The organism is Mucilaginibacter pedocola (assembly GCF_002013915.1).
Classification (GTDB): Bacteria; Bacteroidota; Bacteroidia; order Sphingobacteriales; family Sphingobacteriaceae; genus Mucilaginibacter; species Mucilaginibacter pedocola.
The window spans coordinates 272,343-299,278 of sequence record NZ_MBTF01000023.1 but is presented as its reverse complement, the minus strand read 5'-3'; the positions used below and the strand labels follow the sequence as shown (position 1 = coordinate 299,278).

Below are 26,936 nucleotides of genomic sequence, written 5' to 3'. Positions count from 1 at the left end.
AATTCCTCCGCTATAAATTTATCTTTAGGGACGAAAAACTGACCTGTTTTGGCGCAAAAACCTTTACTCAATTACATTCCAGCCCTTACCGGAGTGCGTGCACTCGCTGCATACCTCGTTTTTATATCTCACTACGCCTACGCGTTTGATGAGAGTTTTCCCCATGCTGTGCAACGTTTCTTCAACGAATTCCACATTGGGGTAACTATCTTCTTCACGCTGTCGGGTTTTTTAATAGCCTTCCGTTACTATGATAGCTTTGAGTTGAGTACCGATTGGTTCAAGCAATACCTTAAAAACCGCGTGGCACGTATATACCCCATGTACTTCCTGCTCACGCTGGCGGCCTTTGTTTCGTTCTATTTTACGCACGATCAAAAGGTAACCAACGGTTTCGGCAGCCCCATTGGTTTGCTGTTGCTCAACGTCACATTCATTCGCGGCTTCTTCGACCAACTGAAGTTTACGGGCATAGCCCAGGGATGGAGTTTAACGGTTGAAGAATGTTTCTACTTCTCGGCCCCATTTGTTTTCTACTTCGCGCAGAAGTATAAAAAATTCTATATCCAGCCCTTTATCATCACGGGTATTGGTGCCTTGCTTGTACTCATCTTTAGGAATGTAGATTGGTACGGCTTCTTCGGCAACTTTACTTTCATGATGCTGTATACCTTCCTCGGGCGTTGTTTCGAGTTTTTTGTAGGGATACAACTGGCGCTTATCGTCCGCAAAAAAACGCTGGATGGCAGCAGCAATAAAAAGCTTACCTATGTGGGCTTCCTGCTCATCTTTGCCTGTGTATGGTTAATGAGTACGCTGGAGATACCTAAAGGCGAAGTTGCCGGCCTGCATCATCCGATGGGTATTTTTACCAATAATTATTTATTGGCCATGAGTATCGCCCTGTTTTTTTACGGGCTGCTTACCGAAACTACCATCCTCAAAAACATCTTATCAAATAAATTTGTTGAACTGCTTGGCAAAAGCTCCTACATATTTTACCTGATACATTTAGGTTGGATGTACGATGGCTTACACTTCAGTTTTAACTGGCTTAACGACTATGTTTTTGAGCTTTACGATAAATGGGGCGTAGATTGGGTTTCCCCCTTTCAACACGATGGTATAAACGTGCTTTACGCTTTTATTATACTCAACGCGGTATCTATCCTGCTGTTTAAAACCATAGAAGAACCGCTGAATCATTACATCCGGCAGTCGGATTTTTTAATTAAGAACAAAAAGCGCAGTGCATCCGTATAAAACAAGGCTTTTTTAAAAAGAGAGAACCATAACCATGCAATTACTCCGAGGGTTTAAATATTTTATTGTTACCGCAGGCGTCATACTGGGCTGCTGTTACAGCTCCTTTGCGCAGGATAAACAAGAAGAAGCGGAAGACGAGGGCGAGGTTTTTATTGATGTAAAACCCGGCTCTAAGAACGGCATTTTCAAAGGTGATGAAACTATAGAGTTCAAATTAAAGGTAAAAAGCACCTATAAGCAGAACCAGGACGGCAAGCTCACCTACAATGTACTGAGCGACGATTTTAAGCAGTTATCTACCAATAGCATGCCGGTGCACTTAACCAAAAACTCGTCCGAAACTTATAGCGTTACCCTGCCAAAGCGCATACCGGGTTTCTATCGTGTGCATTTCCAGTTCAACCTGTCGGCTTATGATGATACCGTGAAACGCGTTTTCGGTATCGACCCTGAAAAAATTAAAACCACGCTGCATAAACCTGCCGATTTTGATGCCTTTTGGAAAGGTACCATCGACACCCTGAAAAGCATCAAACCGGAGTTCAAATTCACCGAGGATAAAAAGAAATCGACCAAAGAAAAGATAGTTTACCTGTGCGAAATGAAATCGTGGGAGGGTATTACCATTCGTGGATGGCTTGTAGTACCTAAAGGCGGTAAAAACTACCCTGTGCTTTATCGGGTGCCCGGCTACACCATTGATATGAAACCCGACTACGACAAGGAGGATTTTGCGGTATTTACCATTAACGTACGTGGTAACGGCAACAGCCGCGATGTAATAGCGCCCGACTACAAACAATACAACCTGGTGAACATTGAGAGCCGCGACAAATACATTTACCGCGGCACTTATATGGATTGCCTGCGCGGGGCAGATTTTTTAACGGCCAATGCGGCTAAACTGCGCCTGAACGCTGATAAGATAGTAGTAGAGGGCGGTAGCCAGGGTGGTGCGCTTGCTGTGTTTGTAGCCGCTATGCACCCCAATGTAAAGCTTTGCACTTACCAGGTGCCGCTTTATGCCGATATGCACGACTCGTACGCCATCGGTAGCTCATACCCGGTTGATACCTGGCCAACGCTGGTTTTCCACGACTACATTAAAAAGCATCCCTCCTTTACCAAAGAAAAACTACTTGCCGTGTGGGATTACTACGACCCGCAAAACTTTGCCGACAAAGTAAAATGCAAAGTATTGATGGGTATAGGTTTGTTGGATGAGTTTTGCCCGCCGCGTTGTAGCTTTGGTATGTTCAACAAATTTGCCAACAAAAGCAACGAATATTTTGTAGTGCCTGATAAGGCCCACGAGGTTAACTTTACATACTTTACATTTCAATACTACTGGCTGAAAGAAGTTTTCAGGATGCCATAACCCATACCCTACCATGAAAAGAACTTACATACTTTGCTTATTACTGGTTATCCTCGGCTCGGCACGGCAGCAGGCATTTGCAGGCTGGCCCATTGGCAAGTACCGCAACATCGTAGTGCCATCATTTAACTACTACCACTCCAGCAAAATATACGATAGCGGCGGCCGCAAGGTAACCCCGGCAGGCAATAGCCAGTTTACCAGCTATGCTTACGGCCTATATGTTGGCTATGGCATAACCCGCCGGTTAGACCTTATTGTAAACGTTTTGGCACCCGACCAACGCAGCCAGTTCACCAGCACTGCCGGTACCACCTACCAGCAAAGTTTTGGCTTTGGCGATATACAGGCCGGCTTAAGCTATGCACTGGTTAACTTCGATTATAAGGCATACTTCTCGGTACAGGTATCGGGTATTGCGCCGCTCTATAAAAACGGAGATCAGGACCTCGACCTGGGTTACGGTGTTTTCGGGTCCGAAATTAAATTTATGTACACCGGTAGCTTCAGCAAAAACTTCCTGCGTGGTTGCTATTTCAATGTAGAAACAGGCTACCGTCGTTATTTTGATAGCCAGGGTCCTAACGTTATTATTTATTCGGCCCTGCTTGGTGTGCCATTGGATAAACGCAACCAGGTAAGCTTCGAGGTTGGCGGGCAGCGTTCATCGAGTGCTAACAAAACCTTCAATCAAAACTTAAGCATCAACCGCGATTTTGCCTTCACCAAAGGCGCTATCAACATAGGCCATACCTTTAGCCGCCGTTTCTCATTGTTCGGCAATGGCTTTTACACCTTTGCAGGGCGCAATACCGGTGTAGGTTATGGTGGTGCTTTGCAGGCGATATTAAAGATTTGATTTTGGGATTCCACCGATTGGGATTCACACAGATTTCACCGATTGGGGTTGATTCCACCGATAAGAGCATAAAACAAACAGGCCGCGAAATTCGCGGCCTGTTTGTTTTATTATGGTTCGTAATTATCCTTTGTACACACCAAAAATATCCTTCACCGCCTTTTTGCGGAACTCGAATACCTTGCGCACTTTTTTACCTACCATTACGGCATTGGTAAGCCTGCCTATGGGGCCAAAGGGTATGGCGTAGTGCAGCAGGTCGGTCATTTCTACACCGCCGGGTATCTCTTTAAAATGGTGCTGGTGATGCCACAGCGCGTAAGGGCCAAAGCGTTGCTCATCTACAAAGTACTTGCCTTCCTGCACATGGGTTATCTCCGTCATCCAACGCAAAGGAATACCTAACACAGGTGATACCTTGTAGGTGATGATCATGCCCGGGTACATCTTAGCATCGCCATTATAAACACTGGTGACGATAAAGTTCATCTCCGGCGGGGTAATGCGCGCCAGGTTATGGGGCGACGAAAAAAAATCCCAGGCCTCATCTAAACTGATGGGCAGGTTTTGCGTAAGCTTTAAAACGTATGTTTTCACAGAGGGGTAACGCGCGGCGCTATTTGCTGTTTGATATTATTTTTCGGTAGTGGCAATGGGCAGGTCGCGGCGGCTCCATTCGCTCCACGATCCTACGTAGAGTTTTGGGCCTATAATACCCGCGTGCTCCATCCCCAGCAAGGTATGGCAGGCCGTTACGCCCGATCCGCAGTGCACAATAACATCTTTAGGCAGCACATCGCCTATCACTTCACTGTAAAGGGTATTAAGCGCCTGCGAGGTAAGAAATTTGCCTTCGGGCGACATGCTGTTGCTATAAAACAGATTAACCGCGCCGGGTATGTGTCCTGCAATTTTATCAAGCGGCTCGGTAATGCCCTGGTAACGCACGCCCTCGCGCACATCTATTACCACGCGGCCTTCGTCTTTAGCAGCTTGTTTTACTTCTTCTATATCTACTGTATTGGTGTATTCGGCGGGGATAGCGTACGGTGCAGCAGCAGGCTCGTTTTGGTGATCGCCGGTGGCCAGTTCAATACCGGCATCGGTAGCGGCTTTAAGTCCGCCGTTTATTACCTGTACGTTGGTATGCCCTATCGAGCGCAGCATCCACCACAGGCGTGCACCACCCATGGCAGCGGCCTTATCGTCGTAAACTATTACGTGGCTATCGGGTGTTACGCCCCAACGCTGTAAAGTGTCCGCAAAATCTTCTAGCGTTGGCAGCGGATGGCGGCCACCATTGGCGGCATCTTCGGGATGGCTGGCCAAATCGGCATCAAGCCCGGCAAAAACGGCTTTGGGTAAGTGCCCTGCTAAATAACGTTCGTGCGCATCAGCGCCGCCGCGAACATCAATTAATACGGCAGAACCATCAAGTATATGCGGGTCGGTAACTTCAATAAGAGGAGACATAGGTGTTTATTGTTTTAAGCAAATATATAAATGCCTGCGAACTTATCGCCTATTTTTAAGCTGTTCCAACCATGTATCATAAGCTGTTCTGCCTTTTCCGGAATGAAACCTCACATCGTGTATAGTAGCGTAGGTGAGCCAAACAAGCGCTACAATACCACCTGGTATAGTAACCAGCATTAGCCAGACAAAAACAAACATCACAGAAAGCAGTTCGCCATAATCTGTTTTGCCAATATAACAAGGGTGTGCGCCGGCCTCATTTATTACACAATCGTTAGCCTCGGCTATACAGGATGCAGTAGCAACAATAATTATCGGGAAACAGGCAATCAAAATCAACAGGAAATAATAAAGCGGTATACGCTTCAACTTTTCGCGGCTGCTGTAAAATTTATAAGGCACGTCTTAAATATAGATAATAGAGATTAAAAGGTTAGAGAATAGTTATCAGCAGGAAGTAAATTGTATCTGCGCCCGGCATCGTGTAAATCAATAAATCCTTTAATCGTGTTAAACCAAGAAGCCCCGCATCTCTGCAGGGCTCCAAAATATCTAAACTAAAATTATACGGTATAATTCCAGCCGTGGGTATCGGCAACGCGGCCGTACTTAATATCATCCAGGGTTTGGAACACGCGGTTGCTGAACTCGCGGGTTTTAGGGTCGCTCAGGAAATACTCTTCGCCATTGTAGCTGATAGAGCCTACCGGCGCAATGGTTGCAGCAGTACCTGCACCAAAAGCATCGGTTAGTTTACCGTTTTTGGCGCCTTCAATAATTTCGGCAACCGAAACTTTGCGCTCTTCAACCTTAATGCCCCACTCTTTGGCCAAAGCAATAACCGTATCTCGGGTTACACCATCCAAAATTGTGTTGCCTGCTTCGGCGGTGATCAACACACCATCTAACAGGAACATCGCGTTAGCGGCGCCCATTTCTTCAATGTAGGCATGGTCTTTAGCGTCAGTCCATATCAATTGGTCAAAGCCTTCTTCGGCAGCTTTACGGCCCGGCAGCATTGATGAACCGTAGTTACCGGCAGCTTTTGCATACCCCATACCACCTTCGGCAGCGCGAGTGTAATGTGTTTCAATTTTTACGCGTAGGGCTTTTGAAAAGTAAGGGCCAACGGGGCCAATAAGCACCATGTATTTGTAGGTACCCGACGGCGTTACGCCCAAATATGGGTCGGTAGCGAACATGAACGGCCTGATGTAAAGGGCGTGGTTTGGTTGTGTTGGTATCCAGTCGCGGTCAATATCAACCACGGCGGCAATACTGCTCACAAAAATATCTTCGGGCAGGGTAGGCATGCAAAGGCGCTCTGCCGATTTATTGAAACGAATAGCATTTTTATCCGGGCGGAAGATGGTGACCGTTCCATCTGCATGCTTGTAAGCTTTAATACCTTCAAAAAATGCCTGGCCATAATGTAGTGCAGAAATGGCAGGGCTTAGCTCGATAGGGCCGTAAGGAACAATTTCGAAATTCTTCCATTCGCCATCAGCATAATCGGCCACAAACATGTGGTCGGTAAAGGTGCGCCCAAAGGGCAGGTTGTCAAAATCCGTTTCCTGTAAACGCGATTTCGACGTTTTTGTAGTTTTGAAATCCAATGTTTCGGTCATGACAGTACGTATTAGTCGAAAAATGGCAAGTTAAATATTTTTCGCTGCATATTTTATTTTTATGCTGTCATAAAGTATATTAGTAGGCTTAACCCTTTAAACAAATGTTGAAATACGCCCTCAGTGCCCAGGGCCGCGCCGAATTAAAGCGGTCGTGGACCATCACTATCTTAGCTTCATTTGCAGCTATAATTGCTGTTTTTTCATACAACTTACTTTACCGCACAGGCGGTACTACCAACATCATTATATTTTTCGCCATTGCCGCTGCATTGGCTGTTGGCTTTGTATTTGGCCGTAAAAAATATTTCGCTAATACCGACGGTACCCAACTTACGGTTGATGATGATAAAATAACCCTGCACGTACCCGGCCAGCCCGAGGCTGCTATTGCTTTTGAAAACATCAGGCAGATAAAAGAGGCCAAACAAGGTATTCACCTCATCAGCAAACTCCCCGCCAAGCGTTCGGTGTTTGTAATGGATAAATTTGAAGGCTTTGATGAGATACAAAAGCTGATAGCCGAAAGGGTGAGAGAGCATAGCTTGATGACGGTGAAATAACCGAGGGGGCAACTAAAAACGTCATTCTGAACTTGTTTCAGAACCCCATCATGTAAGCCACCATGCAAAGCCGCTTTGCATGAACGCTACCTGCCGTGGGGGGGGCCGAAATAAATCGCGATGACGTGAACCATGGGTTGAAACCCACGGCTACAATATGAGGCAAGGCTACGCCTCTCAAAAGAAAGAATGATACAAAAGTCATAAACTTAACCTAAACAACATCCGCAAAAAATGATCAGATACACTCTCCTTTTATTTTTTGGCCTTGCTTCGCCTTGCCATGCTCAACAAGCATTCAAGCTCTCTACATTTACCGAAGTACCCGATGATATGTATGGCTGCGGTGATGCACTGTATCTTAACAAAAAAGATAAAAAGGCCGGGCGAATGCTTTACGCGAATAACTTTGAGGATGCTATGCTGAAGATAAACGGAAAGCTTTTAAGGTTTAAAACAAAGCAAGTTGCCGGCAAGCTTGAAATGGTAAGCGGGAAATACAGGCTGAATGTAAAAGCCTCAGAAAGAAAGCAGGAAGATGACGAATATTACACATTTACCGCTGTACTTACCGTTTACGAAGGTGCGAAAATTGTATTTAAACAAAATGTGATCGGCGATGGCGGGTGTTGATTATTCATCTTCGCCTTGGGTTGAATAAAAAATCGTCATTCTGAACTTGTTTCAGAACCCCATCATATAAGCCGCTTTGCATGAACGCTACCTGCCGTGTGGGGTGCCGAAATAAATCGGGATGACGTGAACCGTGGGTTGAAACCCACGGCTACAATATGAAACGAGCCGATGGCTCTGAGAAGATATCAGGCCAACATGAAGAGGCGTAGCCTCGGCCAATATTGTAGCCCCGGGTTTTAACCCGAGGTAAAAGCATAAACAAATTAGAGAGCCGTAGGCTCGGCGTATATAAAAATGGGCGCGTATTACAAACCGCTCACCACCTTATCAACCCAGCCTTTGCCCCAATTATCCAATTCTTCTGCCGACCATAGCGAAGGGTAGAACACCCGCTTTTGAAAACGCGGAGGCAGGTACTTCTGCCAGTTGGTGCCGCCCGTGGCCTTTATTTCTTCAGGTTCGCGGTGCAGGTAGCGTACGGCAGATTTGTAGTGCGATAGCGGCCAGTTCACATTCACGTTGATATCCAGTTGCCTCAATTGCTCTTTTAACAAAGTTGTATCGGCACCACTTTCGGCCAGTTGTTTATAAAGGTGGTAAAAGTTAGTTTGGGTGAGGCCGTTACCCATCTCGATAAACGTTTTGGCATACTTCTTCTCGAACTGTTTCAGCGTAAGCGTTTTCTTGCCGGTTGATAGTTCCGTTGCGCCAAACTTCCAATAAATGTATTCGAATTGTTCTTCTATCGAGGCATCGCGTAATCCTTCGCGGCGGTCTTTGGCTACCAGGTTAATAAAATCTGTAGCATGTATCTCTATCATGCGGTATTGCCCGCTCTGGAAACCACTGGCCGGGAGTAGCGACATCCTGAATTGCAGGAATTGCTCCTTCTCCATACCATCTACCATAATTTCGAAGGAGTTGGTTAGCGCTTCAAAATAGCGGTTGATGCGTTGCACCCTCGCAGTAAAAAACTCTACGCTAAGCGGTTGCGCATCGGCAATTTGTTTGCACTCGTGCAGGCTAAGTTTAAAGTATAGCTCCGTTATCTGGTGGTACATAATGAAGATCTCTTCATCCGGGAAAGGCGTTTTGGGGCTTTGCAGGCTCAGTAAAGTATCCAGGTGGATGTAATCCCAATAAGTAAGGAAGTCGGCATGCAGTAAGCCATCCAGGTAGCTGCTCATATCCTGGCCCATGGCCTCGTATTTCTCCTGTAGTAAAGCTAACTTTTGTTCTATTTCCGGCGAGATGCTCATAGAGGCAAAGATAGGAGTCTTGAGCAGGAAGTCGAAAGTCTAAAACACTTAGGACTTTTAACTTTCGACTTTTTACTTAATTTTGTCTTATTCACGAAGGGCGATGGTGCTCCGCCTATTTGAACCGCTGCAAGGCTGATGGCTCCCACTCAAATATTGTTTATTTATTTGCATGTAGGTTTATGTTCAAAAATTTCTTCTCAAACCAGGTTTCACTTTTAAAGTACCTCATCCGTTGGTCGGTTATTGTTATGCCCGTTGCTGTGGCTATTGGCAGTATGGTAGCCTTGTTTTTATGGCTGCTCAGTTGGGCTATTCATTACCGGTTTGCCCACACCTGGCTGCTGTACCTGTTGCCTTTGGCAGGTATTATTATACACCTGCTATACAAATGGTACGGGCAAAGCGCCGAGCGCGGCAACAACCTTATTATTGATGAGATACACCAACCGGGTGCAGGCGTGCCCAAACGCATGGCACCGCTTATTTTGGTTACTACTGTTATTACGCACCTCTTTGGTGGCTCGGCAGGGCGCGAGGGTACCGCAGTGCAGATTGGCGGCAGTTTGGCCAACTTGTTTTCGGGCTGGTTCAGGTTAGATGAGGCTGACAAGAAAACTTTGCTGACCGCCGGTGTAGCGGCAGGCTTCGGGGCGGTATTCGGTACACCTTTAACCGGGACCATCTTCGCGCTGGAGGTTATTGCCATTGGGCGTATTAATTATACTGCGTTGCTTCCTTGCTTAATAGCAGGGCTTGTTGGCGATGTTACGGTTTCGGCATGGGGTATTAAACATACGCTTTACCATATTGATTTGATTGATACTGGTCAGCTGTTGTACGGCAAGCACGTACCGGTAAACTTTATGCTGCTGGCAAAAGTTATTTTGGCTGCAGCCTTGTTCGGGCTGGCAGCTATGGCCTTTGCAAAAGCCGTGCATTTGGTTAAAAGCACTCTGCTTAAATGGATAAAAATCAGCTGGCTAATGCCTGTTTGCGGCGCGATAATTATTATCGGATTAACCTTTATACTCGGCCGGCCCGATTACCTGAGCCTCGGCGTAGAGCCTGAATACCCCGGCGCTGTTACCATTGTTTCAGCCTTTCAGCAAGGAGGCGCGCTTAACTTCAGCTGGTTTTGGAAATTGGTATACACCGCGGTTACCCTCGGCAGTGGTTTTAAAGGCGGCGAGGTTACACCATTATTTTATATTGGTGCTACGCTGGGCAATACCCTGGGCGAATTGATGAATGCACCAATTGGTTTGTTTGCTGCGCTGGGTTTTATAGCGGTTTTTGCCGGCGCCACCAATACACCGTTGGCCTGTACGCTAATGGGTATAGAGCTTTTTGGCGGCGAGCACGCTTTACTGTTTGCCGTAGCTTGCTTCACGGCCTATTTCTTCAGCGGCGAGGGTGGCATTTATTCGGCACAGCGCACTGCTCAGCAAAAGCTTCCTGAAAGCGAAACCGGCAAACCGAAATACCTGCAACGCATTTTTGGCAAATACAGGCTTTAATTTTTATGACCTAAAACATATTGCATCTGTATTGTTATAGTAGAAATACCACAGCATGCAGCCATGAAAATTAGCAGGATACTTATTGGGATAGACGACAGCAAATTTGCCGACTACGCAGCCTCTTATGGCTTCGACTTAGCCAAAACTTTTAACGCACACGTAGGGCTGGTACATATTGTTGAACCGGTTGTAACGCCCATTACCACCAATGATACTATTACGGGGCTGCCTTATGAAGACCCGGGTGTTAACGACGTGGAAATGCTGAATGTGCAGGAACACTTATCCGAAAGCCTGGTAGACCGTACCATAGAAAAATATGCAGGCGATTTGCAGGTTACCCACTTCAGCGAATTTGGCGCCACTGCCGAGGGTATACTCCATTGCAGCAAAGAATTTAATGCCGACCTAATAGTAATTGGCACACACAGCCGCACAGGCCTCGACCGCTTTTTTATGGGCAGCGTTGCCGAGAGCGTAGTAAGGCACTCTGAGGTGCCGGTGTTGGTGGTACCTTTGGCTGAGAAATAATATCAAACACCGAATGCTGAATAATGAATTTCGAAGGTTTTTCTACTTCGTTATTCAGCGTTCGAAATTAATTATTCGATATTACTTATCCCTGATCTCTAATAAAGTAGCCTGAATTTTATCGTTTCCTCTATCGCTTTCAACTCATTCAGTACCGTGGTTTCGTAGCCTACGTTTACATCGGTAATTACGTAGCCTATTTGGGCGTTGGTAACCAAAAACTCGCCAACAATGTTAATGTTGTGGCGGGCAAAAACCTCGTTTATTTTGGCCAAAATACCGGGCACGTTGGTGTGGATGTGTATCAGTCGGTGCGCGTTATTATTGCGTGGTGGCTGCAGATCCGGGAAGTTGCAGCTCATGTGCGTGCGGCCTTCGTTCATAAAGGCAATAACGCGTTTAGGGATAAAGTCCGAGTTGCGGGGGTTATCTTTCGGGTCGTCGAAAATGATGATACCGGCGGCACAGGCAGCTTCAGACAATTTACGGCTGGCAACCCTGCCAAAGCAGCCAATAACTTTTAAGCGCCCTGCATTTTGTATTTGCTCCACGGTTGGCTGGTTGGCCTCATCGCAAAACAATACGCCGGCTTCTTCCAGGTACTTATCTTCAATGGTTTCTTTATGGCGCAGGTTGTAACCTTCGCGTTTCATCTGCGCTAAAGCTTCTTCATCAATATCGCCTACCACCAAACACTTAATGCGGTTTTTAGGGTACGATATAGCCCTTGGCAGTTTGTTGATGTACAGGAACTCATCAAAGCTGGGCGTAATGTGGTCGGCCTTTTCTATAACAGATTGGCGTTCGATGTTCTCGGTAAAAGCGAAAAACTTTTTGATCATGCCCGATTCCTTCAACTGGAAATCGGAATAACCATCGCCAATGCCATAAATATCGCCCTGCAAGTTAAGCTCTTTCAGTAGCTTTACTTTACCTCCTTCTTGCGACAGGGGGTTGTCGTGGTCGTAACCTACAATGTTACCTTCTTCATCAAATACGAAGGTGTTGGCGTAGATATTCTCTTTTTTGATATGGTACTCGGTAACTACCGGCGTAATAAACTCCTTGAAGCCGCCCGACACGATCAAAACCTCATCCTGGTGGTTTTTAAAGAAAATAGTATTGCGCGAGAACGATGTAGATACTTTCTTCTTCAAATGGCTAATCAGCAGCTTCAAATGGTCGCGGTTGGCGCAAAGCAAACGAACGCGGGCCTGCAAGCTCTCGGTGAACGAAAGGCGGCCTTCCATTGATGCATTGGTCAGGTCCTCTATTTGTTTGTAGATAGATTCTCTGTCGGGATGATTTTTCAGGGATATGCGGGCAAGTTCGTCAAGCGCTTCTACCTGGGTAAAGGTGCTATCGAAATCTATTATAAAGTATTGATCCATTGGAGTACAGTATACGGTGCTGCAAATGTGCAAAATTTTGAGGTAAGGGGGGAAGGTTTTTAATTGCTTATTTAATGCGGCGAGTTATTTAACCACGGAGGCCACAGAGTGAAAACCGCGGAGGTGCACAGAGACTTTGCAAAGCCACCAGTAAGTTTTTTAAAAGTTTACTTTAGGCATCCCCCCTCCCTTATAAGCCGCCTTCAAAAAAACTCTGCGAACCTCCGCGCAACCTCTGTGTTCTCCGCGGTTAAATTGACGTATTGATACCTAAACAATAAACTGCTTTTATATATTTGATTTTTAAAGTTCCCCAAAAACCTATGAATACCAAATTAGCCCGGTTTATTGCCATTTGCGGTTTTGCTGCAGTTATAACCAGTTGCTCGCACGAAAAAGAAAACACCGCCACTACCGACCCGGAATTGGCAGCAGATATTAAACAGCACATTGCCGTTCTGGCTAACGATTCGTTACTGGGCCGTAAGCCGTTTACCGTGGGCGAGGATAAAACCATTGCGTATATATCATCCCAGTTTAAAAAGCTGGGTTTAGAACCCGGTAACAATGGTAGTTATTATCAGGATGTGCCTATGGTTGAAATTGGGCCGGCTGCCGCTCCCACCCTACAGCTAACAGGCAAAGTGCAAGCCTCCCTCAAAATGGGCGAGGATTTTGTTGCCGCCACCCGTCGCGAAATGCCCGCCGTTGATCTTACAAACTCGCCTTTGGTATTTGCCGGTTACGGTGTTGTTGCCCCTGAGTATAACTGGAACGATTACAAAGGCCTCGATGTAAAAGGCAAAACCGTTGTGGTATTGGTGAACGACCCCGGCTTTAAAGCGCCCGAAAAATTATTTAAAGGCGATACCATGACTTACTATGGCCGCTGGACCTACAAATACGAAGAAGCCGCCCGCCAGGGTGCCGCAGGCGTACTCATAGTACACCAAACCGAACCTGCAAGCTACGGTTGGCAGGTGATACAAAACAGCTTTACCGGCTCTAAATTATATTTAACGCAGGAAGACAAACACATGAACCGCTGCCAGGTAGAGGGCTGGATAAGCGAAGAAACCGCCAAAAAATTATTGGCAGGTGCAGGCATTACCGAAGATATGCGCGCCTACGCCCGCAAAAAAGATTTTAAAGCGGTGCCTCTCAATAGTTCGGTATCGGTATCGCTGAAAAATAAATTAAAGTACTCTACATCGCATAATGTGGTGGCAATTTTAAAAGGCTACGCTGCGGCTAACGAATACGTTTTATACAGCGCCCATTGGGACCACTTTGGTATTGGCAAGCCCGATGCCAAAGGCGATAGTATTTATAATGGTGCGGTAGATAATGCCAGCGGTGTTGCGGCTATATTGGCAGTTGCCAAAAAGTTTAAGCAACTAAATGGTAAACCTAAGCGCTCCATTGTTTTCCTGGCGGTTACCGCCGAAGAGCAGGGTTTATTAGGTTCGGAGTATTATGGCACACATCCCATTTTCCCGCTGAAGAAAACCGTTGCCGACCTGAATATTGACGCCCTATCCGACTTTGGCGAAACCAGCGATTTCTCTATCACCGGCAAAGGCCAAAACGATTTGGACGATTATGTAATTGCCTTAACCAAGCCCAACGGCTGGACGGTTGTTGGCGATAAAAACCCCGGCTCGGGTGGCTACTACCGGTCGGACCATTTTAACTTTGCCAAGGTTGGCGTGCCCGCTTTAGACCTGCACAACGGCGCCAATTCTATAGAAAAAGGCGAAGCCTATGGTATGGAGAAATTAAAAGAATATAACGATAACCGCTATCACCAACCATCGGATAGTTACAGCGATACCATGAATACCCAAGGCATGGCACAAACAGCCGGCCTGATGTTCCAATTAGGCTTGCAACTGGCAAACGAGGGCGGCTTCCCGGGCTGGAAAGCAGGCTCGGAATTTAAAGCGATAAGGGAAAAATCGCTTTGGGAATAAACGCGAATTGTTACTAAAGAGAACGAATTCCACGAATTATATAGCATGAAAAGAAAATTCTACACCGCATTGGCCGTAACCATCATAGCCGGTTCACTCTTCCTGGTTATCAACTTTACACATTATTTTACCGAAACCAAGCTGATTAATTTTATGCAAGGCTTTTCCGGCGGTTTAGCAGGTGGTTCGTTGCTTGCAAGCATAGCTTGGGGCATAAAATGGAAGCAGGGACAAGGGGCAGAGGTTGTTGCCTGAACATATAAATTGCTGCTAACATGAAGGCTGCGCTTATCGCAATTTTAATTTGCTGCATGTTTTCTTGCGATGGAGGACCAAAGCGCAGCAACGACTACAGGAGCAAGGACACCTTGTTTGATGCGGCATTATGGAAAACAGGAACGAGGCACTTGCGGGGACGTATGGTAAAAAATCTACTAAAAAGAAATGTGCTGAATGGCATTTCGCGGGATAGCTTATTTAGGGTACTTGGAAAGCCCGACGATGATATTGATTGTATGTATAGCTACACCTTGAGCACTCCAGACACCACTTTATTTATCAATTGGCAAATATTAGACGTAGCGGTAGATTCGGTTAGCAATAAGGTTACCAGTGCCTGGCTAACGGATTGAAACTTTGCATAGCGTTCCCCAAAGCTGGCGCGCGCGTGCCGCGCGTGTTTGACCGGCTTACATACCCCACCTAACATTACTCATGGAACGCGCCACAGGCGCGCACCAGCGTAAATCTCATTAGTGAAATTCGAATAAATTAGTGCAATTAGTGTTCATTAATATATCGCACGGCTTGCCCCGCCATCAACCTGTATGGTTTGCCCGCTAATGTAGCTTGCCTTATCGGATGCAAGGAAGGCTACCAGCGATGCCAGTTCTTCAGGATCGCCGATGCGGCCAAGAGGGATGCTTTTGGCTTTGTCTTTCATGGCTTGTTCTATATCCACATCTTTAGGTAGAGTATGTTTAATACGGTCGGTTAGTATTAGTCCGGGTGCCACGTTGTTTACAGTAATATTATAAGGGCCAAACTCGTCGGCCATCATTTTGGCCATGCCCACTACGCCCATCCGCGTTGCGGTAGAAAGTACCGAACCTGCCAGCACCGCCTTTACCGAACCACTGATGATATTGATAATACGCCCGCTGCCCGCCGCTTTCATATAAGGCAGCACCAATTTGCTTGCCCGCGCTACGCTCATCAGGTTAAGGCTAAGCGCTTGTTGCCATTGTTCTTCGTCTATGTTTTCAAACTTATCAAAGGGTGGGCCACCGGCATTATTCAGCAGAATATCTATCCGCCCAAAAGTATCGGCAGCCTGTTTAATAAAGCCGGCTATCTCATCGGCATTGCTTACATCTACAGGTAAAGCCAGTACGGTATTGCCTGTTTGGGCGGTTATTTCGGCGGCAGTTTTATCAAGTTCGGCTTTGTTGCGCGAGCCAATTACTACCGTTGCGCCCTCGGCAGAAAGCGTTAATGCTATTGCTTTGCCCAAGCCTTTGCTTGCTGCAAATACAAGGGCTACTTTGTTTTGAAGTTTCAGGTCCATAATGCGCAATTATAGCTTTTTATCAGGGTATTGATTATCAGTAAAATCTCATAAATTAGGAGCCAATTATATTACCAAATTATAAACCTATTATTAAATGTTAACCAATTGGCGCGCATGCCCAAATGTGCGTTATTGGTTTTACGCGCCCTTGCTGTATGAGAAAAGCGTTTACTTACCTGTGTATTGCCCTATTTATAGTTAGCTGTAAAAAAGATAATGAGAACGTAATACCATCTGAGCCCGATACCACCCCTGAGTTTAGGTTTTACGTTGAAACAAAGTACAACACCGGTAAAGTAAGCGCCGATATTTATTTTGAAGCCGATGCCGATAAACTGAAAGGCGCAACGCCCGAGGTAGAAAGCAGCATGACGTTTATACCCACCTTTTTAACCAGGAGCGGTGCTACTGTAACCATAGCTGGCGTGCCGCAAACCAGCGGCGTTACCCCTGTAGATTTTTCTAAGCCCGTAACATATACAGTAACTAAAAATGGCGTTGCTAAATCGTACACCATAACGCTATCTAACTTTACGGGCCTGCCTATATTTTACCTCACTACGGCAAGCCCGGTGGTGTCAAAGGATGATTATGTAACCGGTTCGCTTAACATTAATACACTGGGGCTGTACGATCAGGAAGTGAATAACATCCCCCTGCAAATAAAAGGGCGCGGCAACTCCACCTGGGGCATGCCTAAAAAACCGTACAGGCTTAAGTTTGATACCAAGGCCAAAGTGCTGGGCTTAGCCAGCGCTAAAAACTGGGTATTGTTGGCCAACTATGCCGATAAAACCCTCATGCGCAACGTGCTTGCCTTCGGGCTGGCACAGGGGGCAAAATCAGATTTTGCGCAGCATGGCATACCGGTAGAAGTTGTAATGAACGGCGAATACCTGGGCAACTACACCCTTACCGAGCAAGTTGAGATAAATGCAGCGCGCGTAAACATACCCGAGCTAAAAGCCAGTGATGTAAGCGCAACCGCAGTTACTGGCGGCTATTTAATTGAGCTTGACCAGCGCAACGGCGAAATTGTGCATTGGCAAACCGGCAAAAGCCTGCCCATGAACCTGCGCTCGCCCGAGGCCCCCAACACCCAGCAGCTCGATTACATTAAAACCTACATACAGGATACCGAAAACGCCATCTTCGCGGCCGATTTTGCCGACCCGGTAAATGGTTATGCAAAATATATCAACACCGACTCATTCATCAGCTGGTTTTTGGTGAACGAGTTGTTTGCCAATGAGGATGCGCAAAACTTTTCGAGCATGTTTTATTACAAAGACCGCGGTGGTAAACTGGGCATGGGCCCCGCCTGGGATTTCGACCTCGGTGCCGGCAATAACGATTATAGCGACTCGCGCTACGCCGAAGGCTGGTGGGTGAAAAATGGCGTATGGATAAGCCGCTTGTACCAAGACCCTGCCTTCGCTGCCAAAGTAAAAGCCAAATGGGCCGAACTAAAAGCCGGGCCTATACCCACTATGCTTGATAATATGGACAAAACCGAAGCCGCTTTTTATTTTTCGCAAAAGAAAAACTTTGCCAAGTGGGATATACTGGGTACTTATGTTTGGCCAAACTCGGTTGTTTTAGGCACCTACCCTAAAGAGGTTGCCCATGTAAAAGAATGGTTTACCAAACGTATAGCCTGGCTGGATGCCAATATCAAGTAACAAGCTTACCGCATTGCCCGCAAAAAACAATATCTTGCGGGCATGAAAAACCAGGTTACGCGTACCGTTATTCTATTGGCCATATCTATTTTGCTGTTTGCCATTATAGTTTGGGTGCCGGCGCCTAAAAACCCAATGCTGTTTGATATTATTCGCGGGGCATCGGGCGGGTTTGGCCTTGCGGGCTGCATCAGCTTTATTTTGCTGTTGAAAGATCAGCTTAGCCGTAAATAAAGTGTTATAACAACATTTTTTTTAATATTCTTAAACTGTACTATATTTACATCTCCATCCCCTGGTTAATAAATCGTTCATGCCGATCCGCGTGAAACGCGTATGCGTTTTGCCTAATTGTACCTATCAATTATAGCTTAATTTTACCTATCCGTTGCTTTTTTAAATGAACACTGATCCCCGTTTTAGCAGTGACGAATTGCTGGAAGTTTTGTCCCTATCGGCAAACGCTACAGCTATTTACCGTACTAAAGATATTATTATACAATGGGCCAATAAGGCCATGTTGGATCTGTGGGGCAAAGATAGCTCCATTACCGGGCTCCCTCTCGAAGTTGGCGTACCCGAACTGGCCAGCCAGCAATTTATAGCCATATTAAAGCGCGTTTGGACGAGCGGTAAAACCTACCAAGCCGTAGATACCGCCGCCGATATAGAGATAGGCGGCGAACTAAAAACATCTTATTTCGATTTTGAATACCGCGCACTAAAAGATGATGCGGGTAAAACCTACGCCATTTTACACACCGCTACAGATGTTACCGAGCGGTACCTGAGCAGGCAAGCTTTAATATCTGCCGAGCGGCTGGAAGCCGCACTTACACGCGAGCAGGGCGCAAATGAAGAACTGGCCTCTACCATTGAAGAACTGCGAGCCACTAACGATCAGCTAAACTTCACACAGGAAAAGCTACAACAACTGAACATAGAACTGGAAGACCGCGTGGCCAGGCGCACCAAAGCCCTTGCCGAAAGCGAGGCCAACTTCCGCAACATGATATCGCAGGCGCCGGTTGCCATTGGCTTGTTCAGCGGGCATAATATGGTGCTTGATATGGTGAACGGCAAGTTTTTGGAGCTGTGGAGCAAAGACGATTCGGTATTGGGTATGCCGCTGGGCGATATTTTGCCCGAGATGCAAGAGCAGCCCTATATTAAGATAATGCAGGAGGTTTACGCTACCGATGTGCCTTACCATGGTACGCAGGAACGTGCCTGGCTGCGACGCAACGGTGGCTTAGAAGAACGCTACTTTACTTTCATAAACCATCCGTTTAAAGATGCCGACGGCAAAACCACCGGTGTAATAGTAGTGGCCAGTGATGTTACCGCCCAGGTTGATGCTGCCAACAAAGCCCGCCACCACCAAAAACGACTTGGCGATATGGTGATGAATACCCCCATCAGCATGGCCATTTTTGAAGGGCGCGACTTGGTGATAACCGTTGCCAACCAATCGGTACTGGATATTTGGAGCCGTACGCGCGAAGAGGTTATGGGCAAAAAGCTGCTGGATGTATTCCCAGAATTGCTTGACCAGCCTTTCCCGGACATGCTGTACGAGGTATTTGATACCGGCAAGCGTCTGGCACTGCCCGAGATTGAGGTAGACATTAATACCGCCGAAGGCAATAAACACCTATATGTCAACTTCTCGTACGACCCGCTGTTTGCCGAAAATGGTGAGGTAGAATCTATCATGGTATCGGTATTTGATGTATCGGAAGTAGTGGAGGCACGTAAGCAAATAGAAAAAAGCGAAGCAGAACTGCAGGCCATCAACGAAGAGCTGCAGGCCCTTAACGAAGAGGTATCTGCATCTAACGAAGAACTGGCCGCCACCAACGAAGAGCTTTACGCCACTAACGAAGAACTGGGCGAAACCCAGCTCGACCTGCAAAAAAGCATTATAGACCTGGAACTAAGCGAGGGCAAGTTGCGCTACATGCTGGCCGATGCGCCTATTGCCATTGCGCTGCTTACCGGGCGCGATATGATTGTAGAAAGTGCCAACAAAATGGTGCTTGCCGCCTGGGGGAAAGATGACAGCGTTATTGGCCTACCGTTACGCGTTGCCGTACCCGAACTGGAAGGCCAGCAGTTTTTGCCCCTGCTGGACCAAGTATTTGCTACAGGCGAAGCTTACTATGGCGATGAAGTGAAGGCCCTGCTGGAGCAGAACGGCAAAATAGAAGAAGTATATTCCAACTTTGTATACCACCCCTTAAAAGATAATAAAGGGCAAACCACCAGCATTGTATTGGTGGCCAATGTAGTTACCGAGCAGGTGCTGGCACGTAAAGAGGTGCAAAAGGCTGAAGAACAAACCCGTTTTGCCATTGAGGCGGCTAACGTGGGTACCTGGTTCCTGAATACCGATACGCACGAGTTTAACGTATCGCCACGCTTGAAAGAGCAGTTTGGTTTTTATGCGGATGAGGACGTAACCTTTGATATGGTTGCCGAAACCATTGCCGATGGCTACCAGGAAAAAGTACGCAGCGAGATAGCCCAAACCATAGCCACCGGCCGCGATTATATTATGGAGCACCCGCTGATAGGCCACCACGACCAGAAGAAACGCTGGGTGCGCGCCTACGGTAAAATGTATCCCGATGATAACGGCAAACCCGTACATTTCTCGGGCCTCATCATTGATATTACCGAGCAGAAGGAAGATGAGATGCGCAAGAACGACTTTATAGGCATGGTAAGCCACGAGTTGAAAACGCCGCTCACCTCGCTCAGCGCCTACGCCCAAATGCTTTACGCCAAAGCGCGCAATAACGATGATGCCTTTACCACCAGCGCGCTTGAAAAAGTAAACACACAGGTGAAGAAGATGAGCACCATGATCAATGGCTTCCTGAATGTATCAAGACTGGAATCGGGCAAGATATTTTTGAGCAAACAGGAGTTCTCGCTGGATGACCTGATCTCCGAAATGATAGGTGATGCGCGCTTAACCGTGGCCAGCCATGTGGTAACCTTCAGCCATTCGGAACCAATTACCGTGGATGCCGATAGGGATAAAATTGGCTCGGTAATATCAAACCTATTGAGCAATGCCGTTAAGTATTCGCCCAAGGGCAAAAATATTGACGTGGAATGCCGCCTGGTTGATAATATGGCGCAGGTGAGCGTAAAAGACCAGGGCATGGGCGTAAAACCACAGGATATCGAAAAAATATTCGACCGATACTACCGGGTAGAAAGCAGCCATATGCTCACTGTATCGGGCTTCGGTATTGGCCTATACCTCTGCGCCGAGATAGTGCAGCGCCACGACGGCCGCATATGGGTGGAGAGCGGGAACGGAGAAGGCTCTACCTTTTACTTTACGCTGCCTGTAAATTAATTTGTGCAGATTTGCATATCTTAACAGGTAAATGAAAAAGTTTATTCGTGGTTTTGGCTTTGCCTTTAACGGTTTAAAATATGCGTACACTACCCAACTCAACTTCAGGGTGCACGTATTTGCGGGGCTTTTAGCTATCGCGATGGGTTTTTTCCTGCAGATAAGCGCCGCCGAATGGAACTGGGTAACGCTCTGCATTGCTATGGTGTTGCTTACCGAATTGTTGAACACCGGCATAGAAACCCTCACCGACCTGGTATCGCCGGGGTATAACAAACTGGCAGGCCATGTGAAAGACGTTAGCGCCGCCGCTGTTTTAGTGACTGCTTTTTTTGCATTGGTAACCGGCTGTATCATTTTCCTGCCGAAAATTTTAGCGCTCTTTAACCATGCTGCATAAAACCCGCGGCATTGTTTTTAAAACTACCGACTATAGCGAGAGCAGTGTAGTTGTACAGATTTTTACCGAGAAATTCGGGCTGCAATCGTACCTCATCAACGGTGTAAAAAAGCCAAAAGCAAAAATAAGCCGCAATATGCTGCAGCCGCTGCATTTGGTTGATATGGTGGTTTACCACAAACCAGCCGGCAACATCCAGCGTATCTCCGAACTCAAAAATTCGCCTGTGCTGCTCAGCATCCCATACGATATTATTAAAAGCTGCCTCGTGATGTTCCTGAACGAGGTATTGTACAAAGCCATTAAACAGCAGACGCCCGATGAGGCTGTGTTCGACTTCTTATTTAACTCCATCGAGTTTTTAGACAATGCCACCGAGGGGCTTGCCAACTTCCATTTGGTATTCCTCATTCGCCTTACGCGCTACCTGGGCTTTTACCCGCACAGCGAGGGTGCTAACAGTGCTAACTATTTTGATATGCGTAACGGCGTGTTTAGCAATTACCGGCCCGATAGCCTTTCGTACCTATCGCCGCCGCATACCGCAAACTTCCAATTACTGCTGGAGAGCGGTTTCGGGCACATCGGCGAAATAAAGTTGAGTAACGATGAGCGCCGTTACCTCATCAACAAACTATTGGAATATTATGCCCTCCATATCGAGGGTTTCGGTTACATCAAATCGCACGAAGTATTAGAAGAAGTTTTAGGATAAAAAATAAACAGAATTAAATTTCTTTATTTATATTTATGGCAGAATAAAATATCAATACAAAGATGTTTCTGCCTAAAAACTTCCACCTTCTTCTGTTGCTCTCTGCAACAATCGTTTTTGCCGGGTGCGACTATAACAATCCAAGGCTCCGAAAAAACAAAAAGCCGATATCCTTCAGTTCCGTTGAAGGTATTACTTTCACCGAAGTATCGCGCAAGCAAAAGAATGGCCTGTCGTTTAACGAGCAGGGTTACCACCTCGCGCCCGAGTGGCGATTGAGGTTCGAACCCAAAGATTCGGTTGCGCTGTACAGCCCCGAGAAAAAGCAATTCGTCAATTTTCCTTTATCCAGAGGGATAGATTCCATATTCGCCACCTCCCACTCGTTTTTCAAAATGCTGCACATGAGTAAAGACAGCATGGTGCTGGATATGCTGCAGGCTAAGGACGACACGCTCGATAGAACCAACTCTGCCGTGCGGATGACGTTTTATGCCGATAACTACATTAAAAACAACCTGCACGCCACTATAGACCAGGCCCGGCATGTAAGCCACGCAGATAGCGTGTTTTTGAAGAAACTAATAGGAAGAGCCAACGCCGATATTAAAAATGCGTTTGCTGCACAGCAACCGGTAAATTTCATTAGCAAGCGGCCCGCTATGCAGGTGTCTTTTTGGCACCGCACACCAAAGCTATATTACAATAATTACGACTACGCCGATAATTACATGACGCCCACGTTTGATATTACCCTGAGTAAGGCATACAAACACTTTGATTATTCGCTCTCTGTTTTTGTAGATGCCAAAGGGCAAATAACCTACCGCATGCCCATGGTAGGCTTTTATGGCGACGACCAGGCTGCCGCCAATTACGTTAAGATATCGAAGTTTATTTTAGATAATTACTTAAAGCCCAATTTAACCGTTGTACCCGGCCAAACTTTAGGCATCCCTCATACCAGTATAGTAACACTGCATATACATGGCAGGCAGCCCGCCTTTGCACAAACCGTATCTGCTAACAAATAAATATACCTTATGCTATCATTAAAAACACTCCCGGTTAAAGCATTTGCATTGGCCTTAGTTGTTGTTTCTGCCATGGGCTGCCACGATAACAACCCACGGCATAGGGTAAATAAAAGGCCTATATCTTTTAAATCGATAGAAGGCATAACATACACCGAAGTGGCCCGCTTTATGCAAAACGGACTATCGTTTAACGAGTATGGCTACCACCTTAGCCCCGACTGGCGCATGCGTTTTGTATCCAAAGATTCGGTGGCCTTATTTAGTCCCGTAAAAAAGCAGTTCCTCAACTTCCCTTTAGCTTGCGGACTGGATTCTATCATCAACACCAACCGTTCGTATTTAAAAATGCGGCGCATGAGTAAAGACAGCCTGGTGTTTGAGTTACTGTTGGCGCATGAAGATACCCTGGATGTAACCGGCGCTAAAATTTTTATGAAGTTTTATGCCGACGACTATATCAAAAACAAACTGCATACCACTGCCGAAGTTTTACAGCGTTACCGCAGGCGCGATACCCTTTTTGTAAAAGGATTGGTAGAAAAAGCCAACGCCGATATGAAAGAGGCTTTTGCCGCGCAGCACCCTGTTCAGTTTGTAAGTAAAAGCCCTATACTTACAGTACAGAAACGCAAAACTGCCCCCGGCCCATTATTCGAAAACTCCACCGTATCCGATGATTATATGGACCCGCATTACGATATCGTTATCAAAAAAGCCTATGCCGATTTCAAGTATTCTTTTAGTGTGTATGTAGATAAGGATGGCAACATGTATTACGATAAACCGCTATTCCCTTTCACTGATGGCAAATACCGGGACAATTATATCCACAACTCTACCGCTATCCTGAACGGTTATTTAAAAAAATACCTGGCGGATGTGCCGGGGCAATCGTTAGGGATGAAGCATGCAAGTTTAATATCGCTGCATGTAAAGGGCATAGCTAAGGACCATACGGTGGCCGCACGGTAACAAGCGGTTACTTTCCAGTCTTGAACAGCCTCGTAATAAAATTGCCGCCCTCGCTCTTTTTCTCTTTGGGCGGGCCTATGAGGAAGCCAATGTCGTTAAGTGGTTCAAAGTTATCGCAAATAATTTTGAAGATGCCCAGTAACGGAACGGCTAATATCATGCCTGCTATACCCCACACGGCCTCCCCTATTACGATGATGAGGATGGTAAACAGCGGGTTGATGTTGAGCCTGTCGCCCACAACCAATGGCTCAAGTATATAAGTTTGGATAAGCTGTACACAGGCATAGGTGATAATAACGCCTACAACCACTTTGGTATCGCCGCTTTGGGCCAGCGCCATTAGTACCGTAATGGATGTGCCGGTAATGTTTCCTGCAAAAGGTACCAGCTCGAGTATGCCGCAAAGCACGGCAAAAAACAGCGCATTTTGCACGCCTACTATGCTGAAGCCAATGCCATACATTATCCACAGCATTACTATCATCATACCCAGCCCTCCCAGGTATTGCTGCGTAACGGTACCGGCATTTTGCAATACATCTTTAGCTGTAGCGTGGTTTTGCCTGCTAAGCAGCCTCAACACAAAAGCTTTAAAATGTGCGCGGAAATAAATGAACAGGAAAGTATAAACCAGCACCAACACAGCATCTACCAATATCCCGGCGAAAGAACCCAACAAGGTAGTCACCAATGCTGCCGCCTTTTCCATACCTCCACCCTGCTGTTCTTTAATGATCTTTTGCTGCTCGGTTTTAGATATGCCAAACGTATGCTGCACATACTCTTTCAGGTTAGCTATAATTCCGTTTACGCGCTCCTGTATTTTAGACAAGTCTTGCACCAAATCGCTCAGTTGCATTTGCAGTAACAAAATGAGCCCGCCTATGATGAGCAGCAAAGCAATAACGCTTAAGCCCGAAGCCAAACCATTATTTAACCCGCGGCGTTGCAGCCAATGGCAAACGGGCAGCAACAGCATAGCCAGCACCGCACCAAAGGTTAGGGGTATAAATACCGGGGCACCAATGTACAATATGCCGAACACGAGCACTAAAAGCAGTAATATCTTAAGAGTTTGGTTGAAGTAGCTAATAGCCATGCAGTAATATTAGGGAGATGTAGGAAAATATTGGCTAAAGCGAAAGAGGGCGTTTCGCAGGAAGGCAATGCAAAGCCCTGTTTATCAGGCAGGGCAGGTATAATAAAGGTATTAACCGAATATCCTTTTCTTGATGAAATCCACAGCCGAATCGGCCAGATCGGTGCCACCGGTTTGTACCAGGCTACCGTCGGCGTTGTGCGTTAGCTCTGCCGTTATATTGTCTTCTATGGTTACTATGAGTTTATCCTGCTCCTTTACAACTGTGCAAGGTACTTCGCGGCCCGAGTAGTGTATCACAAACTCGTATTTGCCGTCTTTTTCTGCCGGGGCGGTATCTTTCTCGTCTATCATGGTTTTTGATTTTTTAGTACAACACCAAAAACCGCACCATGTTTATAAAAACGAAAAGAGAGAACTTGCGGGCCCTCTCTTTTTTTGCTTTTTACTGATCTTATTATTAAATCATAAAGAACAAGTGGTTTATAATAGGTTTAATAATACCACAAATATAATGTCTATAGATTTAGCAGACTAATATTTTGTAATATATTTATTAACAAAACTAAAGCTGTTAACATTAAGCAAATAATTCAAATGCTAATTATCGCAGGTATTTACTTCTCAGTTGCTTAATAAACTGCATACCGCGGTTAATAAGCCCCCCCTTGCGGTTTTTCAGGAAGTATTTAATAGCCTCGTAAGCGCCCCGGTGTTCGGCAATATCATCAGGGAAATATTGTACGCGTTGCTGCGCTACCTGTACGCCATAGGTATTTTCGATGTTAGAGTGCGTGCCAGAGCCATCGTGCCCGATATTATGCACCAGCGAATGCAGCGGGTTTAGCGTAAGCCCTCCGTTCAGAAAAACGGATGCATACCAGCGTATGGCCCAGGAATTGTTGCGGCCGGCCTTAAAATCCTGCATCTGTTTCCAAAAGTTCATGCTGTGCTCAATAGAGAATTGGTTTATCTTCTCCTTATCGAACTGCTGCATCAATTTATCAATATCCGGCTCGAAGTGTTTCCATGCGCGTTCCCAGGTTGCCCAGCCCCAGCTAAATGCCGCACGAAAAAAGAAAGTTTCGGGCAGGTTATCTGTCGCTATTGGCAGCATGTAGGCGCTGATGTGCATCACCTTATTCTGATTTTTATAATACTCCAATGCATCGTTAAAAAATTGAAGGGTATGGGGCGATGAAATAAGATCGTCTTCGAAAACGATAACACTGCCGTAATCCTTAACTAATTGGCTAACGCCGCTGATAATGGAGTTGGCCAGTCCAAGGTTCTGCGGCCGTTCTATTACCTTTACCGAGAGGAAGCCTGTAGTTTCTTTACCCAGTTGCCTTACCTGTTCTACACTTTCTGCATCGGCAGCAGTTTTGGCTCCATCGCAAAAAACAAACAAGCGCGATTCTGGGGCGAGGAAATTTTGTTGTAACGCCTCTATAGTCCGTCGGGTATGGTCGGGACGGTTGTAGGCGAATAGAGCTATGGGGGCGGGGTGTTGCAAAATTTATTATGTTGTTGGTTATTTAACCGCAAAGGGCGCGGAGATTTTCGCAAAGTACGCAAAGGCTTTGCAATTGGTTAATTAAG

At 46.3% G+C, this 26,936-nt stretch carries 26 protein-coding genes and 1 riboswitch; of the genes, 16 read left to right on the top strand and 10 right to left on the bottom strand.

Going from position 1 to position 26,936, the window contains the following annotated elements; all coding sequences use genetic code 11:
- Positions 1-48 precede the first annotated feature (48 nt).
- From BC343_RS18885 to BC343_RS18875, 3 genes are read left to right on the top strand one after another with little or no spacing between them, the layout of a single operon-like run.
- Positions 49-1,263, top strand: coding sequence for an acyltransferase family protein (locus tag BC343_RS18885; RefSeq protein WP_078349357.1), 1,215 nt, complete (start codon positions 49-51; stop codon positions 1,261-1,263).
- A 34-nt stretch (positions 1,264-1,297) separates the two neighbouring features.
- Positions 1,298-2,644, top strand: a complete 1,347-nt coding sequence (locus BC343_RS18880; protein ID WP_078349356.1) for an acetylxylan esterase — start codon at positions 1,298-1,300, stop codon at positions 2,642-2,644.
- A 13-nt stretch (positions 2,645-2,657) separates the two neighbouring features.
- Positions 2,658-3,503, top strand: coding sequence for a hypothetical protein (locus BC343_RS18875; protein WP_078349355.1), 846 nt, complete (start codon positions 2,658-2,660; stop codon positions 3,501-3,503).
- Between the two features lie 123 nt (positions 3,504-3,626).
- Here BC343_RS18875 and BC343_RS18870 read toward each other — a convergent pair whose 3' ends face one another.
- The 4 genes from BC343_RS18870 to BC343_RS18855 form a co-directional block, all read right to left on the bottom strand.
- Complete coding sequence (locus tag BC343_RS18870; protein WP_078349354.1) at positions 3,627-4,100, bottom strand: SRPBCC family protein; 474 nt, start codon at positions 4,098-4,100, stop codon at positions 3,627-3,629.
- Positions 4,101-4,136: 36 nt separating this feature from the next.
- On the bottom strand, positions 4,137-4,976 hold the full coding sequence (locus BC343_RS18865) for a sulfurtransferase (protein WP_078349353.1): 840 nt from the start codon (positions 4,974-4,976) through the stop codon (positions 4,137-4,139).
- A gap of 42 nt (positions 4,977-5,018) precedes the next feature.
- Positions 5,019-5,381 (bottom strand): hypothetical protein, encoded by a 363-nt coding sequence (locus BC343_RS18860; protein ID WP_078349352.1) that lies wholly within the window; start codon positions 5,379-5,381, stop codon positions 5,019-5,021.
- 161 nt (positions 5,382-5,542) lie between these two features.
- A complete protein-coding gene (locus BC343_RS18855) occupies positions 5,543-6,607 on the bottom strand; it encodes a branched-chain amino acid aminotransferase (RefSeq protein WP_078349351.1) in 1,065 nt (354 codons plus the stop codon).
- A gap of 104 nt (positions 6,608-6,711) precedes the next feature.
- Between BC343_RS18855 and BC343_RS18850 the strand changes: the two genes are divergently transcribed.
- Both BC343_RS18850 and BC343_RS18845 read left to right on the top strand, forming a co-directional pair.
- Positions 6,712-7,170 (top strand): hypothetical protein, encoded by a 459-nt coding sequence (locus tag BC343_RS18850; RefSeq protein WP_078349350.1) that lies wholly within the window; start codon positions 6,712-6,714, stop codon positions 7,168-7,170.
- A 234-nt stretch (positions 7,171-7,404) separates the two neighbouring features.
- Entirely contained in the window at positions 7,405-7,803 is a 399-nt protein-coding gene (locus tag BC343_RS18845; protein WP_143822263.1) for a hypothetical protein, read from the top strand.
- Positions 7,804-8,111: 308 nt separating this feature from the next.
- Here BC343_RS18845 and BC343_RS18840 read toward each other — a convergent pair whose 3' ends face one another.
- Complete coding sequence (locus tag BC343_RS18840) at positions 8,112-9,065, bottom strand: tryptophan 2,3-dioxygenase family protein (protein WP_078349348.1); 954 nt, start codon at positions 9,063-9,065, stop codon at positions 8,112-8,114.
- Positions 9,066-9,155: 90 nt separating this feature from the next.
- Positions 9,156-9,220, top strand: a riboswitch (Fluoride riboswitch).
- Between the two features lie 27 nt (positions 9,221-9,247).
- Here BC343_RS18840 and BC343_RS18835 point away from each other — a divergent pair.
- Both BC343_RS18835 and BC343_RS18830 read left to right on the top strand, forming a co-directional pair.
- Complete coding sequence (locus BC343_RS18835; RefSeq protein WP_078349347.1) at positions 9,248-10,585, top strand: voltage-gated chloride channel family protein; 1,338 nt, start codon at positions 9,248-9,250, stop codon at positions 10,583-10,585.
- A 63-nt stretch (positions 10,586-10,648) separates the two neighbouring features.
- On the top strand, positions 10,649-11,119 hold the full coding sequence (locus tag BC343_RS18830; protein ID WP_078349346.1) for a universal stress protein: 471 nt from the start codon (positions 10,649-10,651) through the stop codon (positions 11,117-11,119).
- A 98-nt stretch (positions 11,120-11,217) separates the two neighbouring features.
- Here the strand turns inward: BC343_RS18830 and BC343_RS18825 are convergent, their stop codons facing one another.
- Positions 11,218-12,510, bottom strand: a complete 1,293-nt coding sequence (locus BC343_RS18825; protein ID WP_078349345.1) for an HAD-IB family phosphatase — start codon at positions 12,508-12,510, stop codon at positions 11,218-11,220.
- Positions 12,511-12,833: 323 nt separating this feature from the next.
- Between BC343_RS18825 and BC343_RS18820 the strand changes: the two genes are divergently transcribed.
- Positions 12,834-14,483: a M28 family metallopeptidase gene (locus BC343_RS18820; RefSeq protein WP_078349344.1), complete on the top strand. Its 1,650-nt coding sequence runs from the start codon at positions 12,834-12,836 to the stop codon at positions 14,481-14,483.
- A gap of 45 nt (positions 14,484-14,528) precedes the next feature.
- Positions 14,529-14,738 carry a hypothetical protein gene (locus BC343_RS18815; protein WP_078349343.1) on the top strand — a complete coding sequence of 70 codons (210 nt, stop codon included), beginning with the start codon at positions 14,529-14,531 and terminating at the stop codon, positions 14,736-14,738.
- Positions 14,739-15,273: 535 nt separating this feature from the next.
- Here the strand turns inward: BC343_RS18815 and BC343_RS18805 are convergent.
- Positions 15,274-16,050: an SDR family NAD(P)-dependent oxidoreductase gene (locus BC343_RS18805; protein ID WP_078349341.1), complete on the bottom strand. Its 777-nt coding sequence runs from the start codon at positions 16,048-16,050 to the stop codon at positions 15,274-15,276.
- Between the two features lie 158 nt (positions 16,051-16,208).
- Here BC343_RS18805 and BC343_RS18800 point away from each other — a divergent pair, with 158 nt between their 5' ends.
- From BC343_RS18800 to BC343_RS18770, 7 genes are all read left to right on the top strand, one after another.
- Positions 16,209-17,735: a CotH kinase family protein gene (locus tag BC343_RS18800; RefSeq protein WP_162276897.1), complete on the top strand. Its 1,527-nt coding sequence runs from the start codon at positions 16,209-16,211 to the stop codon at positions 17,733-17,735.
- Between the two features lie 42 nt (positions 17,736-17,777).
- Positions 17,778-17,969, top strand: a complete 192-nt coding sequence (locus tag BC343_RS18795; RefSeq protein WP_078349339.1) for a hypothetical protein — start codon at positions 17,778-17,780, stop codon at positions 17,967-17,969.
- Positions 17,970-18,135: 166 nt separating this feature from the next.
- On the top strand, positions 18,136-21,108 hold the full coding sequence (locus BC343_RS18790; RefSeq protein WP_078349338.1) for a PAS domain-containing protein: 2,973 nt from the start codon (positions 18,136-18,138) through the stop codon (positions 21,106-21,108).
- A gap of 31 nt (positions 21,109-21,139) precedes the next feature.
- Complete coding sequence (locus tag BC343_RS18785; RefSeq protein WP_078349337.1) at positions 21,140-21,508, top strand: diacylglycerol kinase family protein; 369 nt, start codon at positions 21,140-21,142, stop codon at positions 21,506-21,508.
- A complete protein-coding gene (recO, locus tag BC343_RS18780) occupies positions 21,498-22,223 on the top strand; it encodes a DNA repair protein RecO (RefSeq protein WP_078349336.1) in 726 nt (241 codons plus the stop codon). The genes BC343_RS18785 and recO overlap by 11 nt, the downstream gene beginning before the upstream one ends.
- A gap of 62 nt (positions 22,224-22,285) precedes the next feature.
- Positions 22,286-23,257, top strand: a complete 972-nt coding sequence (locus BC343_RS18775; RefSeq protein WP_078349335.1) for a hypothetical protein — start codon at positions 22,286-22,288, stop codon at positions 23,255-23,257.
- Positions 23,258-23,266: 9 nt separating this feature from the next.
- A complete protein-coding gene (locus BC343_RS18770) occupies positions 23,267-24,232 on the top strand; it encodes a hypothetical protein (RefSeq protein ID WP_078349334.1) in 966 nt (321 codons plus the stop codon).
- Between the two features lie 7 nt (positions 24,233-24,239).
- On the opposite strand, the gene BC343_RS18765 is transcribed toward BC343_RS18770, so the two are convergent.
- The 3 genes from BC343_RS18765 to BC343_RS18750 all read right to left on the bottom strand — a co-directional run bounded on the left by BC343_RS18765 (position 24,240) and on the right by BC343_RS18750 (position 26,850).
- Positions 24,240-25,334 carry an AI-2E family transporter gene (locus tag BC343_RS18765; RefSeq protein ID WP_078349333.1) on the bottom strand — a complete coding sequence of 365 codons (1,095 nt, stop codon included), beginning with the start codon at positions 25,332-25,334 and terminating at the stop codon, positions 24,240-24,242.
- A 111-nt stretch (positions 25,335-25,445) separates the two neighbouring features.
- A complete protein-coding gene (locus tag BC343_RS18760) occupies positions 25,446-25,688 on the bottom strand; it encodes a hypothetical protein (RefSeq protein ID WP_078349332.1) in 243 nt (80 codons plus the stop codon).
- Between the two features lie 250 nt (positions 25,689-25,938).
- On the bottom strand, positions 25,939-26,850 hold the full coding sequence (locus BC343_RS18750; RefSeq protein ID WP_078349330.1) for a glycosyltransferase: 912 nt from the start codon (positions 26,848-26,850) through the stop codon (positions 25,939-25,941).
- Positions 26,851-26,936: the final 86 nt, after the last annotated feature.

Coding starts and splice junctions, on each gene's coding strand:
- BC343_RS18880 (WP_078349356.1), top strand. CDS start 1,298: ATGCAATTACTCCGAGGGTTTAAATATTTTATTGTTACCGCAGGCGTC.
- BC343_RS18875 (WP_078349355.1), top strand. CDS start 2,658: ATGAAAAGAACTTACATACTTTGCTTATTACTGGTTATCCTCGGCTCG.
- BC343_RS18865 (WP_078349353.1), bottom strand. CDS start 4,976: ATGTCTCCTCTTATTGAAGTTACCGACCCGCATATACTTGATGGTTCT.
- BC343_RS18855 (WP_078349351.1), bottom strand. CDS start 6,607: ATGACCGAAACATTGGATTTCAAAACTACAAAAACGTCGAAATCGCGT.
- BC343_RS18850 (WP_078349350.1), top strand. CDS start 6,712: ATGTTGAAATACGCCCTCAGTGCCCAGGGCCGCGCCGAATTAAAGCGG.
- BC343_RS18845 (WP_143822263.1), top strand. CDS start 7,405: ATGATCAGATACACTCTCCTTTTATTTTTTGGCCTTGCTTCGCCTTGC.
- BC343_RS18840 (WP_078349348.1), bottom strand. CDS start 9,065: ATGAGCATCTCGCCGGAAATAGAACAAAAGTTAGCTTTACTACAGGAG.
- BC343_RS18835 (WP_078349347.1), top strand. CDS start 9,248: ATGTTCAAAAATTTCTTCTCAAACCAGGTTTCACTTTTAAAGTACCTC.
- BC343_RS18830 (WP_078349346.1), top strand. CDS start 10,649: ATGAAAATTAGCAGGATACTTATTGGGATAGACGACAGCAAATTTGCC.
- BC343_RS18825 (WP_078349345.1), bottom strand. CDS start 12,510: ATGGATCAATACTTTATAATAGATTTCGATAGCACCTTTACCCAGGTA.
- BC343_RS18820 (WP_078349344.1), top strand. CDS start 12,834: ATGAATACCAAATTAGCCCGGTTTATTGCCATTTGCGGTTTTGCTGCA.
- BC343_RS18815 (WP_078349343.1), top strand. CDS start 14,529: ATGAAAAGAAAATTCTACACCGCATTGGCCGTAACCATCATAGCCGGT.
- BC343_RS18805 (WP_078349341.1), bottom strand. CDS start 16,050: ATGGACCTGAAACTTCAAAACAAAGTAGCCCTTGTATTTGCAGCAAGC.
- BC343_RS18800 (WP_162276897.1), top strand. CDS start 16,209: ATGAGAAAAGCGTTTACTTACCTGTGTATTGCCCTATTTATAGTTAGC.
- BC343_RS18795 (WP_078349339.1), top strand. CDS start 17,778: ATGAAAAACCAGGTTACGCGTACCGTTATTCTATTGGCCATATCTATT.
- BC343_RS18790 (WP_078349338.1), top strand. CDS start 18,136: ATGAACACTGATCCCCGTTTTAGCAGTGACGAATTGCTGGAAGTTTTG.
- BC343_RS18785 (WP_078349337.1), top strand. CDS start 21,140: ATGAAAAAGTTTATTCGTGGTTTTGGCTTTGCCTTTAACGGTTTAAAA.
- recO (WP_078349336.1), top strand. CDS start 21,498: ATGCTGCATAAAACCCGCGGCATTGTTTTTAAAACTACCGACTATAGC.
- BC343_RS18775 (WP_078349335.1), top strand. CDS start 22,286: ATGTTTCTGCCTAAAAACTTCCACCTTCTTCTGTTGCTCTCTGCAACA.
- BC343_RS18770 (WP_078349334.1), top strand. CDS start 23,267: ATGCTATCATTAAAAACACTCCCGGTTAAAGCATTTGCATTGGCCTTA.
- BC343_RS18765 (WP_078349333.1), bottom strand. CDS start 25,334: ATGGCTATTAGCTACTTCAACCAAACTCTTAAGATATTACTGCTTTTA.
- BC343_RS18760 (WP_078349332.1), bottom strand. CDS start 25,688: ATGATAGACGAGAAAGATACCGCCCCGGCAGAAAAAGACGGCAAATAC.